Here is a 15,496-nt window from a genome sequence, read left to right as displayed (position 1 = left end):
ACCCCTACTTATCTTTTAGGAGGCGATCGCCGTAATTATTTAGGAATTGTTTGATGTGTTGTTCGGGTTTTGCGTTGGGTCTTCGTTGTACTGACCCGCAATGGTTGCGTCGCCAGCAATTTCTCCTTGGTTTACGCCAACGCCAATATTGCCATCGACACTGACACTATCACCTCTCTTTTCTGTGACGATATCTCCCCGAACTGTCTGGATATTGGGTCTTTGGAGAGCTTTATCGACAAATCCTTCCAAAATACTAATGGTTTTCTCTTTTTCTTCGAGTTTGGCGATTAGTGCCGCAACTTCTGTGGGAGGAAGTGTTTGTAAGCGGTTGTATTCCTCAAAGTGAGCGGAATGGAGTTGACTGGGGTTCGCTTTCTCGGAAATTTGGGCACGAATCAAAATGTCTTCGCCGTTTCTGCCGCGTCGCTCCCATGAAATGGGGTCAATGTCTGCGTCGGGATGTTCGTCTTGGAGTTTACGGAGGGCTAGGGCGACAGTGCGGGGGTCGGTGACTTGGCGATGGTAAAGATCGAGGGTATCGATAAGGGGTTTAATAAATTCGACAAATTCCCCTTCGGCAAAATTTACATTTTCGCCATCGGGTTTACGGCGGCGTTTATCGCCATCGAGAAAGCGCATGTAAACATAATCGGCATGGATGCCATTCAGAATAGTATTGACGGTAATGCCCCAATCTTCGATGCACGCTCCGGTAAGATTTACGCCAGTTAAATCGGCATTATCGAGTTGAGTTTGAACAAGTTTGGCGCGGGATAGATTAGCATCTTTTAAATCGGCATCGTTGAGGTTGGTGGTGATCAAATTTGTATCGGAAAGGTTTGCGCCTAGAAGATTAGAATCGCTGAGATTTGAACCAGAAAAGTCTGCACCGACAAGATTCGCCCCAGCTAAATTCAAACCGCTCAAATTCACTAAATTGCTGTAACTTTCGTCAGGATTAGCTTTTTTCCCAAGAAGTAATTCACGGATTTTTTTTATGCCGAGATAGCTTTTCCCAGGGCGGACTTGATCAAGTTTTTCGGTGTCTTGAAAGATTGTGCGAACTAAGGTTGCATCGCGGAAATCGGTACTTTTAAGCCTTGCGCTAGTGAAATCTGCATTGGTGAGATCAGCATCCCGAAAACAAGTGCCTCCAAGTGAACTGGTGGCAACAGCAAAATTACGTACCCAAACATCACGAGAATCACCATCCCAAGCTCTCCAACAGATCCATGCCCAAAATAAAACTGCGCAGTCGATTCCTAGAATTAGGACGATTACGCGAAATGAGGTGAATAATACTGCAAGGATAGCTCCAAGTATGAATATGACTAAGATAGATCCTAGAGCGGCAATAACCCCTAAAGTTCCTAGTACAACGGCTCCTGCCATAACACCTAAAAGTCCTCCTAAGATGGAGATTAGGACAATAATGACTCCTACTCCTGCAATATTTCCTGTGTATGCAGTCAATACCGTCACTGTAAATAACACAATTGAAGTACTGATACCTGTGATCAGCCTTTTGTGCCAAGTCACCAATGCCGTAATAAGGTAAACGCCAAGCCCCACAACGCCTGTCCAAAATTCTGATATATGCTCTCCAGAACCGAAATTGTTATGTGTGGGAGACATAACCGATGTGATAAAAGCTCCCACAAATATTTGGAAAAAGCTTGCTACTAGGAGCAATAAAAAACAACTTATAAATAATCCAGTTGCATAATGTTTTTGTTGTCCCAGCACCGCTGCCGTAAATTGAATATTTCTTAGGTTTGCTCCTGTAAAGTTCGTGCCTCGAATATCGCATTCACTGAAGTCTGCCCCTGATAGGTGTGTTTTTTTAAAGTTCATCCCCCGCAGATTTAGCCGCCGAAAGTCCCTTTCATTTTCTTCGTTGTAGCGTCTGATGATTTCTTTAGCTGGAATCCGTTTCATCTGTTGGTGTTGATGATTGTCGAGTTGCCGTTCATTGTATGCCGAGATCCAGATCCCCGACTTCTGTGGCTAGACTTGAGATTGAATGACAATGCAGTAAAAGAAGTCGGAGATCTAAAAGATTGCTGGAAGTACTCGAAGAGGGGAAGGGGTTTCGATAAGCTTCGCAACCAATGAAAAATCTACCGACATCTCTTGCGGTGCGTTACGACGGATGACAACTCACAGGTCTTTGCCTCAATTTTTTGCCGTCTCCACACACCCTACATGTTTGAAATTTCTCCCTTTGGCAAGTACTACAATTTAGATACGCCAACAAGCAAGTAGAGTTCGTTGCTGAACCCCTCTCAAATCTAGCCACAGAAGTCGGAGATCTAAAAAATTGCGAGAAGTACAAGTACTTGAAGAGGGGAAGGGGTTTCGATAAGTTTCGCAACCAATGAAAAACCCACCCACATCTCTTGTGGTGCGTTACGACGGATGACAATTCATCGGTCTTTGCCCCAATTTTTTGCCGTCTCCACACACCCTACATGTTTGAAATTTCTCCCTTTGGCAAGTACTACAATTTAGATACGCCAACAAGCAAGTAGAGTTCGTTGCTGAACCCCTCTCAAATCTAGCCACAGAAGTCGGAGATCTAAAGGATTGCTGGAAGTACTCGAAGAGGGGAGATGTTTCAATAAATTTCGCAACCAATGAAAAATCTACCGACATCTCTTGTGGTGCGTTACGACGGATGACAATTCATCGGTCTTTGCCTCAATTTTTTGCCGTCTCCACACACCCTACATGTTTGAAATCTCTCCCTTTGGCAAGTACTACAATTTAGATACGCCAACAAGCAAGTAGAGTTCGTTGCTGAACCCCATTGGGCATTTTCTTATGACACTAAAAGAAAAAATCATCCAAGAGTTAGAACAATCTCCCGATACCTTGTTGGAGGAGTTTCTAAATTTTATTCTTTTCGTCAAACAACGCCGCCAATCCGAAGATCGTGATTTACCTATTTGGCAGGTTGCCGCTAACCTAACTCAAGATATTCCAGCAGAAGTTTTAGAACAATTGCCCACTGATGGTGCTGCCGAGCATGATCATTATCTTTATGGCACACCCAAACGAGTATGAGTGCTGTTTTCGCTGATGCCTTCTATTGGATTGCTCTACTGAATCCACAAGACACTTGGCATGAAATTACCATTAACTACTGTCCTGAAAATAGTCTGATCACTACAGATGTCGTGCTTGACGAAATGCTGAACTTTTTTAGTAAACGCGGCAGTTTTATGAGGGGCAAGGCGATCGCCCTGTACGAAAATATTCAGTCCAACTCTCAAATTGAAGTTATTACTACCAGTCCAGAAATCCGCCAAACTGCTGCTGATATCTATAAAAACGTCTCGATAAAGGCTACAGCATGACGGACTGTATATCGATGGTCGTCATGAAACAGCGCAACATCAACGACATCCTCACCAATGACTGTCACTTTACCCAAGAAGGATTTAATATCCTGTTCAAGTAATTAATAGATTTATCAGAAATGGCGATCGCCCCCTAGCTGTAAACGAATCAAAATCTCAGCTATTTAAAGCCGCATCTTCTAGACTAGAAACAATCACAAACTTATTTTGTCTAGAGTCTTTTCATGGTTGCTACCGTCAGTCTGGATGCCATTCTCCATAAACATCGCATCCGCCCCGAAATCCAAGCCTTGCAAACTGAGCTGGTGCAGTGGCGACGGAACTTTCACCAGAAGCCAGAACTCGCGTTTAAAGAAAATCTCACCGCAGAATTTATTGCCCAGAAGCTGACAGAGCTAGGCATTGACCATCAGACAGGTGTTGCCCAAACTGGTATTGTGGCGCTCATTGAAGGTAAGGGTAAAGGCAAAGTTCTGGGGATTCGCGCTGATATGGATGCGCTGCCCATCCAAGAAGAAAATGAGGTGGAGTATCGCTCCCAGCATGACGGCATTATGCACGCCTGCGGCCACGACGGCCATGTGGCGATCGCCCTTGGTGCTGCGAAATATCTCAGTGAACATCGCGACTTTAACGGCACAGTGAAAATCATTTTCCAGCCAGCAGAGGAAAGTCCCGGCGGTGCAAAGCCGATGATCGAGGAAGGTGTCCTAAAAAATCCCGATGTCGATGCCATTATTGGACTACATCTCTGGAATAATTTGCCGCTGGGCACGGTGGGTGTGCGTCCCGGCGCATTGATGGCTGCCGCTGAAACCTTTTATTTACGCGTACAGGGGAAGGGTGGCCATGGGGCATTACCTCACCAAACCATTGATCCCATCGTGGTGGGTTCCCACATTGTGACGGCTCTCCAGACCCTTGTGTCGCGCACCGTTAATCCCATTGATGCTGCCGTTGTGACTGTCGGTGAATTTAAATCTGGTCGTGCCCATAATGTTGTGGCGGATTTTGCCGAACTTAGCGGTACGGTGCGTTATTTCAATCCTGAACTGAGGGAGTTGGGCGATCGCCTGAGTAAAGTAGTGAACGGCATTTGCCAGAGCTACGGCGCAACCTATGAGCTGGATTATATTCGCATGTATCCCCCGACCATTAACGATCCGGCGATCGCGGCCCTAGTGAAAACCATTGCCGAAGAAACCATTGAAACGCCCCTTGGAGTAGTGCCCGAATGCCAAACGATGGGTAGCGAAGATATGGCATTCTTCCTTCAGGAAGTGCCGGGATGTTATTTTTTTCTAGGGTCTGCAAACCCCCATCAAGATCTTGCCTATCCTCACCACCATCCCCGGTTTAACTTTGACGAAACAGCTTTAGGAATGGGGGTTGAAATGTTCGTGCGCTGTGTTGAGAAATTTCTCGCATAATTATGATGCACTAATTTCTTTTGTCTCTGTTTAAATTATTTTATTGTTCAAATTATTTAGGATTTATTGTGAGTGATTCCCCACAGCTAAGAATGCTACTATCCCATAACTTTGATATCCAGTCGGGGATTGTTTCACCGTTAACGAGAGAAGAATTTGTTGAGGTTTTTCAGGAAGGTTTAAAGGATTATCCCGCTTGTCATTGTCGTTTGATTAGTCATCCCCATTGGTCAGTGGAGATTAAGTTTGCAAAGGATAAATTTACCCCCCAAGAAATAGGTGAAGTCTGTGCGAAAGCCATGCTCCAAAAACGTCGGGATAGACAGTCCGGCGATCGCGATCTGCCTACCGTTCTGATTCTTGGTGGCATTAAGCTATCTCCCGCAACCAGTAATCTCCCTGAAACCCTACAACCCGGTGAATGGGGCGTTGATGTGGTGGAAACCCAAACCCGTGATCAATTCCTAGAGGCGATCGCCTGGGATGCAGTGACCGCCCAGAAAGCCCCCGGTAGCATCTTTAAAGTCGAACTAAATTCGTCTGCTAGCACGTAGCTAAAGCCATTAAATTCTAAAGAATTAATAGGGAAAGAAGACCCGGAAAAATGGCAGCCCAGTCACAGGGCGGTATTAGCATAATACTTGCCCAGTCCTTACCCACATTGGTGAGCTGAAGCATTATCCATAGCTCTCCCCTTCGCCACATCCTCCCCGTTGCACAAACAGAATCATTCCATGGCAATTAGGCCACACCGTTAAAGGGTGAATCATTTACAATACGAAAGTTGCTTTGAGCCGTGGATTGTAGCTAGGTTTATGTTGAAAGGGTTTTTCCGTAAAAAATTACTGGTTGGTTGTTGTATTGCGGTTTTAGGTTGTGGCAGTTTTGCGCCCATTGCCCTCGCTGAAACCGCCGCCACTTCTCCTTCGATCCAGCCCTATCTCGATCAAGTTATTGAACGTATTACAGAATTTACCCTCGATAACGGTCTGCAATTTATTGTCCTCGAAGATAACGATGCGCCTGTCGTTTCCTTTGTCACCTATGCAGATGTGGGTGGTGTCGATGAACCGGAGGGGAAAACGGGTGTGGCCCACTTCCTTGAACACCTTGCTTTTAAGGGCAGCACCAACCTTGGCACAACTGACTACGAAGCAGAAAAAGTTTTATTAGATCAATTAGATGTGGTGTTTGCGGATCTGCAGGCGGCTCAGGCGGCAGGCAATGAACAGGCGATCGCCGAACTAGAGGCCAAATTTACAGCACTCCAAGCAGAAGCAAATGAATATGTGGTTCAAAATGCCTTTGGTCAAGTGGTCGAATCAGCTGGTGGTGTGGGCTTAAACGCGGCGACGGCTGCTGATTATACCCAGTATTTCTACAGTTTTCCCAGCAATAAATTAGAACTGTGGATGGCATTGGAATCTGATCGCTTCCTCGATCCTGTCTTCCGCGAATTTTATAAAGAAAAAGATGTCATCCTCGAAGAGCGCCGCCAACGTACCGACAACTCTCCCATTGGTCAGATGGTAGAAGCTTTCCTCGACACCGCTTTTGTGACGCATCCCTACCGCCGTCCTGTCATTGGTTACAACGAAGATATTCGTAACCTGACTCGCCAAGATGTGCGGGATTTCTTTGTGGAGCATTATGCCCCGGATAATCTCACCATTGCCATTGTGGGAGATGTCGATCCTGAGCAAGTGCAAATGATGGCAAAAGCTTATTTTGGTCGTTTTCCCAAGGGCGTTAAATCCGTTGATGCCGTGATGCCGATGGAGCCACCCCAGACTGAAACGCGCGAAGTGACCTTAGAGTTGCCTACACAACCTTGGTATTTAGAGGGTTATCACGCTCCAGCGGTCACAGATCCTGATTTTGTGGTGTATGACATTATTTCGTCGATCTTGAGTGATGGTCGCACATCTCGTTTATATAAATCCTTGGTACAAGAGGAGCAGGTTGCCTTAAATGCTCAGGGTTTTGGTGGCTTCCCCGGCGATAAATATCCTAATCTCATGCTGTTTTATGCCCTCACTGCACCGGGCAAAACGGTCGATGATGTTGCTGTGGTTTTAGGTCGTGAATTGGAAAAGCTGAAAACTGAACTGGTTGACGAAAAAGAACTAGAGCGAGTCAAAACTCAAGCGCGGGCGGGTTTGTTGCGATCGCTAGACTCGAATATGGGAATGGCAAGACTCTTGGTAAGCTATGAGGTCACGACGGGTGATTGGCGTAATTTATTTCAGCGTTTAGACCAAATTGCAGCGGTCACAGCGGAAGATATTCAGCGTGTGGCTCAGGAAACTTTTGTGCCGGAAAATCGCACCATCGGGAAACTACTGCCGGTAGAAGAGTAATGCTGGTCGACTTGCAAAGGAAAATTGAAATAGTTGATCAGGATGACACGGAGAGCGAGAGAAAGGGTGACACAGTGAAAAAGATGAAAAAGGTAGGGCGAATTATTTCTTAGTGCTCAGACTTTGGGACTGCTCAATTCTTATGTCTCTACATCACTGCGTTCGCTTCTCCCCCGTGTCTTCTATATCCCCGATTCCCCGCGTCTTTCTGTAGTTGCCTAAATCTTTCCCCCAGAAATCACGGCGATCGCCCAACGGAAAAACCCAATCCTCCTATAATGTTAAGCGATGTAACATTGCAAAACTTTTAACTGTGGTTAAGCTCGACTCTCCGCCATCACAATCCGCCTCTTCTGCTAGAGCACTAAAACCCAAGTCTGAATTAGCAAATATTTGGTCTGATACCCTCGCTGTTTTTTGGGGCGATTGGCTAAAGCTACGGGTGCGCCTGAAGCAAGTGGCGGCAACGGGTTTAGTTTCGCCGCTGATTTACATTTTGGCCTTTGGCTTGGGTCTGGGCGGTGCCATTGATCGCGCGATTACACCTCCTGCTGGTGATACTTACCTCGAATTCATCTTGCCGGGGATGGTGGCTCTCTCGTCCATGACCATTAGTTTTGGTGGTACAACTTTTTCCATTTGCGGCGATCGCCTCTACAACAAAACCTTTGAAGAATTGCTGCTGTTGCCCGTGCATCCATTGGCGTTACATCTCGGCAAAATGATGGCGGGCATCCTGCGGGGTTTGCTCACTGCGAGTTCGGTAATTGTGGTGGCAATTTTATTTACGGGTAAGGTTTTTAGCTTCTTCAATCCTCTGTTTTTTCTACTCCTGATTCTTAACTGCGCCGTCTTTGCGGGTTTGGGCGTGATTGTTGGTTTACGCGTTCAATCTTTAGAAAGTGTCGGTATTTTAAATAATTTTTTGATTGTGCCTATGTCTTTCCTTGGTGCAACATTTTTTGACCCAGAGACCTTGCCCACGGCCTTTCGCACCGTTGTTTACCTGATTCCTTTGACCTATACAACAACAGGATTGAGGTCTGCTGCGTACTTACCCTTATCCGAATTTCCTTGGCACGCCATTCCCATTTTGGCTGGTGTGGCGATCGCCCTTGCTTTTGTGGGAGCCTATCAGTTTTCCCACCAACGCAACTAAGCCGAATTAACGTAATTAGCAAAAGATGACTTGGCAATCCGTTGACGGAATTTTGCAAAAGGGACATCAAGTGGCATCCGGTTTAGCTGCTGATAGTCCCTACGAAGCTGGAACCATAGAGCTGCAAACGCCCCACTTTAAACGCTTAGGTTTAGACCTCACACCCTATTTTGCCGGGACATTAAATCTATCCATTGCCCCAAAAACGTTTACGCTTTTGCAACCCAGTTATACGTTTCCAAATCTTAAATGGCATCCCAACTTTGACCCAGAGACTTTTTCCTTTTGTCCCTGTCGCATCCTTGTCGGCGATCGCCCCTACGACGGTTTAATTTACTACCCCCATCCCGAAACGAAAATCAACCATTTTCAAGATCCACACATAGTAGAACTTATCGCTCCACCGATCTCTGATATCGAATACGGCGATCGTCTCACCTTGAAGGTAAGACCCCATGAAGTAGCGATAGAATAAGCGCAACCTTGGATTTATCCAGTCTTTAAACCCTTTAGCACTCTCGATATTTTCATGTCCATGTCTTTGCCTCCCTCTCCTAGCGGCGAATATTTTTGTTTGGAAAATCTCGACCTATACGACGATCCAGAATGCACTTCCCTCGGTAGCCAAGCTGCCAAAGGTCGTCGCGTACAAATGCTAAACAAAGAAAACGATCTCGCTGTCAGAGTCATGACCGTGGAAGATGGTTATTGCACTTGGCTAAAAAAAGATCGTCTATCTGCCCTTGAAGTCGCCGCAGATCCCTACGAATTTGTGCCCTACACCCGTGCTGAAATCGAAGCAAAATTAGAAGGTGTCTTAATTTTTACCCAGGCCGCTAGACGGGCGAACAATACTTATCTTTGGGGCGGCACCACAGCACCAGACTATGACTGTTCAGGTTTAATGCAGGCTGCCTTTGCCTCCCAAGGCATTTGGCTACCGCGGAATTCTTACCAACAGGGAGATTTTACAGAGCGAGTGCCCCTAGAAGACCTGTTGCCGGGAGATTTGATTTTTTTTGCAAAGGGTCAGCTCATTGATCATGTCGCCCTGTACCTCGGAGAGGGTTATTATATCCACAGCTCTGGTAAGGACATGGGTCGCAATGGCATTGAGATCGATCGCCTGTGGGAGCCATGGGACACGATTAGCCGTGCTTACCATCAAATTCTTTGGGGATTTGGTCGGGTCATGGAAAGCTATGCTCCACCTTCGTTAGTTTGTCAGCTTGATTAATGCTTAGTACTGCTCCTTTTGTGAATAATTCTGCGTCTTCTGTGACCACTGACACCATTTCCGTTGTGGTGCCGATTTATAACGAGGTGGAAAGTCTACCGCACTTGATAACGGCGATCGCCGACGTGATGCAAGCCAACAACTATATCTATGAAATTGTTTGTGTCGATGACGGTTCGCGAGATGGCTCGACAGCATTACTCCAGAAATTAGCCGAAGAAAGAGACGATCTACGGGCGATTGTACTGCGCCGAAACTACGGACAAACTCCGGCAATGGCCGCCGGCTTTGAGAATGCCGCAGGCGAAGTGGTGATTTCCCTTGATGCTGATTTACAAAATGACCCAGCCGATATTCCGAATTTATTAATCAAAATGGACGAAGGCTATGACCTCGTCAGTGGGTGGCGCAAGGATCGCCAAGACAATAAGTGGACGAGACTGATCCCTTCAAAAATTGCCAATTTGCTCATTGGCCGCGTTACTAAAGTGACCCTCCATGACTATGGCTGTTCGCTAAAAGCCTATCGTTCCGAGTTACTGGCAGATATTAATCTCTATGGTGAATTGCACCGTTTTATTCCGGCCTTAGCGTCGATTGAAGGGGCACGTATTGCAGAGATTCCGGTACGTCACCATGCCCGCCAATTTGGTAATAGTAAATATGGTTTAGATCGGACATTTCGGGTGCTTTTAGATCTGCTTACAGTTTGGTTTATCCGTAAGTTTTTGACCCGCCCAATGCATGCGTTTGGTTATTTAGGATTATTGATGATGTCCCTCGGAACGATGTTAGGTCTTTATCTTTCGTCTCTAAAGGTTTTTCTGGGTCAATCTATCGGCGATCGCCCACTCCTCGTCCTCGTCGCAATTCTATTTCTAGCGGGCTTACAGCTGTTTGGATTTGGTTTATTGGGAGAGCTTTTAATGCGGACTTACCATGAATCCCAAGGTCGCCCAATTTATCGTATTCGCTCTATTTTTGGTACTTCAAAATACTTTAAACAAGACCCGTAAAATCATATTATTCACTAATTATTTGAATGAAGAGTTTCATAAGAATCTTGGGATCTTTTTAGCCGTGGCACTTTTTCGTGCTATCAATAAAATTAATCCCATCGTCTGCTATTGCAAATATTTTCATGGAAGCCCTAGGACTGACCGAAGCAATGTTGTGGGAGGCGGAATATGCGTCTCTAAATTTAAGTTTTAATCTACACCACCGCTTAATAAAATTATTTTCCATTCCCCTACAGTGGCGATCGCCGCGTTTAGTCGCCAATCTGATGAGCATCACGATCGCTTTATTTAGTCCGATTCTTCCGAGTTTTGTCAGTCCCACATTTGTCCCGGCGGCGATCGCCCAGACGAGTAATTGCAATGGCATTTTTCTTGAAAAAGGTGCTAGAGGCGCTGCTGTCACTGCTCTGCAACAAGATCTCAAACTTGGAGGCTATCCTAATATCGGTGTTGACGGTGTATTCGGGAATCAAACCGACGATATTTTAAGACGATTTCAAGCTAGTAGTGGTCTTAGAGCCGATGGGATTTATGGACGAGCTACTTGTAGTGCGCTTACAAATAAAGTGGCCAGACTAAACCCAACAACTCAGAGGGCTCAATTACTTGCGCCGCCGCCACCTCCCACTTTCCGTAACATCAGCGTGGGTTCCCGCAATACGAATGTCGCGTCTAATATTTTTGCCTCTAGCAATACGGGTACAGGTATCTTAAGCGGCAGAAATCTTAGGCTAAATGATCAAGGCTCAGACGTTAGGACACTCCAGAGAGCCTTGCGGCGCATTGGTTATGACGTGCCGGTTAATGGCGTGTTTGATGAGCAGACTAGAGATGCAGTCATCGCTTTTCAGCAATCAAGGAGAATCACTGCTGATGGTATAGTTGGTCCCCAGACAGAAGGACAACTGGAAATTGTCTTAGGTGATGATGCTCGTTCTATTTTTGAAGAGTCATCACGCTACATCGTGGTTGTACCAGCTCGTTCTGAGTCAACTCTTATGATTGTTAGTCGATACGTTGATGGAGCTCGACTGGTTGATTCTCGCCGAGGCCAGTTTGTTGAAGCAGGTCGTTCTGATAACCGGGACGCTGCTGAGAGCCTCAGCTATTACTTACGGTCTTATGGACTTGATGCGAGAGTCTTTGCACCCTAGTCTCCACAATTAAAATTTTGGATAGTGACAAAGGAGTAAGGATTAAAAAGTTTCCTTTTCAAGGGAATTCAGAGGTCGATTGACCGTGAATTACGTAACCGCTTGAAACTCATTCCGCTTCCGAGATCTTCCCCAAGAAAGGATAAAAACTGTCTCTATTTTGTAACTAGAGCCAAGGCTAACGTCGGTTATGGATAAGCATGTAGCCAAAATTCTCTAGAGAAAAGGAGACACGGAGAGAGAAAGACACGGGGAAGCAACGAAAATTTGCATTTTTTGAAAGCCAGGATTGTTTGAATCAAAATATCGCCCTATCTCCCGCTCTCTTATTCACCGCGTCGTATTGTCGAGCACTCTTAAGCAAAACTCAGGTAAGGCTAACAAGATTAGTACATAGACCTTGGGGTTCCAAGGTCGGGGATTTTTCAAAAGGTTTTGTTTACTGCGACAGAATTTCACAAATCCCCGACTTTTTTAGTCCTAAGCTTATTGGCTTTGACTATAAAATCACGGCATTAGGATATCGGAAGCTATTCTGATTCTTCTAAGAACATATTTAGGCGATGGGTGTGTATTAATTGAATATCCTGTTCTGGAGCGACATGGTTCAACATATATACCACATGTTCAGCATGCAGCAACGTGCCATCGTTACGACAACTACCGCGATAACGAATCTGAACTTGGTTGTTATCCAAGGTTTTTTCAAAGCAAATAGAAGTTAGGCGATCGCAGAGATTAATCTGGCGAATCTTACCTTTCTTCGATTTTTTCTCGAATAGAATTTCCGTCGCCTCCTGCACCTGCTGAATCCAACTCTCCCAAGTTTCGGGGGCGATCGCCTCATTAGTTTTTACATTAATTAAATATTCAGCTTCTGTGAGTAACTGAGTTGCCGCTTTAGATTTAACGGGGACTTCTTCCACGGATAAAACGGGGATGTCGTCGGGTAATTGCTCGGTAAGGCGCGCGCGAAAATCGTCTAGATCGAGAATTTCCTTTAGCTCAAAGTCAATAATTTCTCCTTCGCTGGTGGCTCCGAGGGTTAGGGCATTGGCGATAGAAATCCGACCGCTGGGATGGAAACCATTGGTAAAGGCGACGGGGATAGAGGCACGACGCACCACGCGATCAAACAGCCGTACTAAATCAAGGTGACTGACGAGACGCATATCGCCTTTTTTGCCGAACCGCACCCGAAATCGCTGGAGACGCTGTTGATCCCGCTGAAACTCACCGACAAATTCGGGAATTTCTGGGGGTTGATAAACGACATTATGACCAAAATCTGTGCCACAAATACCGCAATGGGAACAGCCATCAAACGCACAGTCAGGAACGGTGGCTGCTTCTAATGCCCGACGCAAATCATCTTTAAGCCACTGCTTATCGATACCTGTATTAATGTGATCCCAAGGCAATGGCGCATCCAGCGGATCAGAATCAGAAGTCTCAAATACATTCCACTCGCCACTTTCAACTTTGCGATATTTCCATGTGAGATCCGATTCGGCGATCGCCTGTTCCCAAGCGCCATAGGCTTTATCGAGATTTTCCCACCAAGCATCCATCCCCGCACCCAGTTCCCACGCCCGACGGACAACTTTAGATAAACGGCGATCGCCCCGCCCGACAAAATCCTCCATCGCCGAGATGCGGTAATCCGTGTAGTTCACCTTAAGACCCTTAATCTTGCGCATTTCCGCTTCGAGCAATTCCCGTTTCCGCTGAAATTCAGAACTAGAAACCGAGTGCCATTGGAACGGCGTGTGGGGTTTCGGCGTGAAATTAGAAATAGTGATATTGAAATTCAGCCGCTTATTACTAAGGTGAGCACATTCCTGCCGCAACCAGCGCAACGTCTCCGCAATACCCAGCACATCCACATCCGTTTCGCCGGGCAAGCCAATCATAAAATAGAGCTTGACCTTATTCCAGCCTTCTTTCACCGCCGTTTGAATACCACGCAAAAGCTCTTCATTCGTTAAACCCTTGTTAATCACATCCCGCATCCGTTGGGTTCCGGCTTCCGGTGCAAAAGTTAGACCCGCCTTCCGCGTACCACCCACCACATTGGCAATATTTTCATCAAAGCGATCAACCCGCTGACTCGGCAAAGACAACGAGACATTTTCATCCTTAAGACGATTGCGAATCTCAATGCCCACCGCAGGCAGCGCCAAATAGTCCGAACAACTCAGGGACAACAGCGAAAACTCGTTATAACCTGTTGCCCGCATGCCTTTTTCAATAGCGTCTACAACCTTTTCCGGCTCCACATCTGTGGCAGGACGCGTTAACATGCCCGGTTGGCAAAAACGACAACCCCGTGTACAACCCCGCCGAATCTCTACTGTCAGGCGATCGTGCACCGTTTCCACAAAAGGCACAAGACCAATGGAATAGGCCGGGATCGGCGTGGCCACCCGTCGCAAAATCCGTTTGGGCACATCGTCACGGATCGGATGAACCGAGCCATCGGCTGCCGCCATTTCATAGAAACGCGGCACATAAACACCGGGAACCTGCGCCAAATCCAATAATGTTTCTTCTTTGCTAAGACCATTAACCTTGGCTTCTTCGAGGATAAAACCCACCTCTGGCAACAGTTCTTCGCCGTCACCTAACACAACAAAATCGAAAAAGTCGGCATAGGGTTCAGGGTTGGAAGTTGCTGTCTGCCCCCCAGCAAAAATAAAGGGATAGTCACCGTTCTCGCGTTCTTGCCATGTGAGGGGAATCTGCGCGAGAGACAACATTTCGAGAATATTCGTTGCCCCCAGCTCATAACTAAGGCTAAATCCTAAGATGTCAAATTCTTGCAGCGATCGCCGGGACTCTAGGGCAAATAAGGGGTAATCCTTTTCCTTTAACTTGTCACAAAGATCCTTTGCCGGAAGATAAGTACGATCACAAAGCTGGCGAGGCTGAGCATTGATCACGTTGTAGAGCAAAATGTGACCAAGATTCGACGAACCAACCTCATAGACCTCAGGATAAGTTAAGACCCAGCGAATCACCGCTTTATCCCAAGGCTTATGCACTGCCCCCAGTTCATTACCCAAATAACGAGCAGGTTTAAAAACATCCGTCGTAATTAACGCTTCGTAATCAGCCGGTTGGGGACGAGAAACAGTAACTACCACAAAAAATATCTCCGCCAAATTAAGGAAACTCACAAGTCCCTAATTATAGCGGAGAGTCCTATGCAGATCAGCGCTTTCGACTTTCTAAACCTTACGCCGCCATCAATTCATAGCGATAGCCCAAAAAGTCAGCTTCATCTCGATAAATCTGAACAAAACGATCAAGCTGAGTGAGCTCTAGTACCATGCGCACTTGAGAATTCACAGAAACTAAACCCAAATCTTTGCCTTGAGACTTTGCTAGACGAGTTGCTTTCACAAGGGCAACAACAGCGGCACTATCCACCAATTCAACTTTTTTCAGGTTGATTAAGATTTTATTAACTTCACTCTCTCTAATTGTCTGCGTTAATAACTGGCTAAACTCAGCAGCGTTAGCCGCAGTCAAAGACGTTTCAGGACAAATAGTTTGTAAGTTTTGGTACGAAGTCATAATGCTCAATTCTCCATGTGGGTTTCCCCTTGCAACTATCTTATCCGAGTATCTAATTACAAATCAGTCTTGAATAAAAACATTAAGTGAAGCTTGAATTATTTTTTCTAAAAGTATTTATGTAATCTTTAAAAAGCGGGCTCTCCGGGATTGACTATGCAGCGTTGGTAGGAAAATGCCAACAAATGAGACA

Annotated in this window: 13 protein-coding genes; 10 read left to right on the top strand and 3 right to left on the bottom strand. The window is 46.0% G+C overall.

Translation table 11 applies throughout. The annotated features are described in order from the left end of the window. Window positions 1–39 precede the first annotated feature (39 nt). A complete protein-coding gene (locus tag NIES208_RS08120) occupies window positions 40–1,941 on the bottom strand; it encodes a pentapeptide repeat-containing protein (RefSeq protein WP_075891576.1) in 1,902 nt (633 codons plus the stop codon). Window positions 1,942–2,826: 885 nt separating this feature from the next. Between NIES208_RS08120 and NIES208_RS08115 the strand changes: the two genes are divergently transcribed. The 10 genes from NIES208_RS08115 to NIES208_RS08070 all read left to right on the top strand — a co-directional run bounded on the left by NIES208_RS08115 (window position 2,827) and on the right by NIES208_RS08070 (window position 11,724). Further along, window positions 2,827–3,069: a hypothetical protein gene (locus NIES208_RS08115; protein ID WP_075891574.1), complete on the top strand. Its 243-nt coding sequence runs from the start codon at window positions 2,827–2,829 to the stop codon at window positions 3,067–3,069. Beyond that, window positions 3,066–3,362 carry a type II toxin-antitoxin system VapC family toxin gene (locus tag NIES208_RS08110; protein ID WP_216349381.1) on the top strand — a complete coding sequence of 99 codons (297 nt, stop codon included), beginning with the start codon at window positions 3,066–3,068 and terminating at the stop codon, window positions 3,360–3,362. The genes NIES208_RS08115 and NIES208_RS08110 overlap by 4 nt, the downstream gene beginning before the upstream one ends. A gap of 227 nt (window positions 3,363–3,589) precedes the next feature. Further along, on the top strand, window positions 3,590–4,795 hold the full coding sequence (locus tag NIES208_RS08105; RefSeq protein ID WP_075891572.1) for a M20 metallopeptidase family protein: 1,206 nt from the start codon (window positions 3,590–3,592) through the stop codon (window positions 4,793–4,795). Window positions 4,796–4,863: 68 nt separating this feature from the next. Beyond that, entirely contained in the window at window positions 4,864–5,349 is a 486-nt protein-coding gene (locus NIES208_RS08100; protein WP_075891666.1) for a DUF2656 domain-containing protein, read from the top strand. A gap of 261 nt (window positions 5,350–5,610) precedes the next feature. Continuing rightward, window positions 5,611–7,155, top strand: coding sequence for a M16 family metallopeptidase (locus NIES208_RS08095; RefSeq protein WP_075891570.1), 1,545 nt, complete (start codon window positions 5,611–5,613; stop codon window positions 7,153–7,155). A gap of 391 nt (window positions 7,156–7,546) precedes the next feature. Continuing rightward, on the top strand, window positions 7,547–8,314 hold the full coding sequence (locus NIES208_RS08090) for an ABC transporter permease (protein ID WP_216349385.1): 768 nt from the start codon (window positions 7,547–7,549) through the stop codon (window positions 8,312–8,314). A gap of 25 nt (window positions 8,315–8,339) precedes the next feature. Further along, on the top strand, window positions 8,340–8,789 hold the full coding sequence (locus NIES208_RS08085; protein ID WP_075891566.1) for a hypothetical protein: 450 nt from the start codon (window positions 8,340–8,342) through the stop codon (window positions 8,787–8,789). 54 nt (window positions 8,790–8,843) lie between these two features. Then, window positions 8,844–9,551 (top strand): NlpC/P60 family protein, encoded by a 708-nt coding sequence (locus NIES208_RS08080; RefSeq protein ID WP_075891564.1) that lies wholly within the window; start codon window positions 8,844–8,846, stop codon window positions 9,549–9,551. Next, window positions 9,551–10,567, top strand: a complete 1,017-nt coding sequence (locus NIES208_RS08075; RefSeq protein ID WP_075891562.1) for a glycosyltransferase family 2 protein — start codon at window positions 9,551–9,553, stop codon at window positions 10,565–10,567. Before NIES208_RS08080 ends, NIES208_RS08075 begins: the two co-directional genes overlap by 1 nt. Window positions 10,568–10,692: 125 nt before the next feature. After that, window positions 10,693–11,724, top strand: a complete 1,032-nt coding sequence (locus tag NIES208_RS08070; RefSeq protein ID WP_075891559.1) for a peptidoglycan-binding domain-containing protein — start codon at window positions 10,693–10,695, stop codon at window positions 11,722–11,724. A 530-nt stretch (window positions 11,725–12,254) separates the two neighbouring features. Here the strand turns inward: NIES208_RS08070 and NIES208_RS08065 are convergent. Together NIES208_RS08065 and NIES208_RS08060 are read right to left on the bottom strand one after the other, a co-directional pair. Next, window positions 12,255–14,870: a TIGR03960 family B12-binding radical SAM protein gene (locus tag NIES208_RS08065; RefSeq protein WP_075891557.1), complete on the bottom strand. Its 2,616-nt coding sequence runs from the start codon at window positions 14,868–14,870 to the stop codon at window positions 12,255–12,257. A 91-nt stretch (window positions 14,871–14,961) separates the two neighbouring features. Then, window positions 14,962–15,303 (bottom strand): STAS domain-containing protein, encoded by a 342-nt coding sequence (locus NIES208_RS08060; RefSeq protein WP_075891555.1) that lies wholly within the window; start codon window positions 15,301–15,303, stop codon window positions 14,962–14,964. Window positions 15,304–15,496 lie beyond the last annotated feature (193 nt).

Source organism: [Limnothrix rosea] IAM M-220 (genome assembly GCF_001904615.1).
Taxonomy (GTDB): domain Bacteria; phylum Cyanobacteriota; class Cyanobacteriia; order Cyanobacteriales; family MRBY01; genus MRBY01.
The sequence above is the reverse complement of the archived record's forward strand: the minus strand, read 5'-3'. Positions and strand labels throughout refer to the sequence as shown.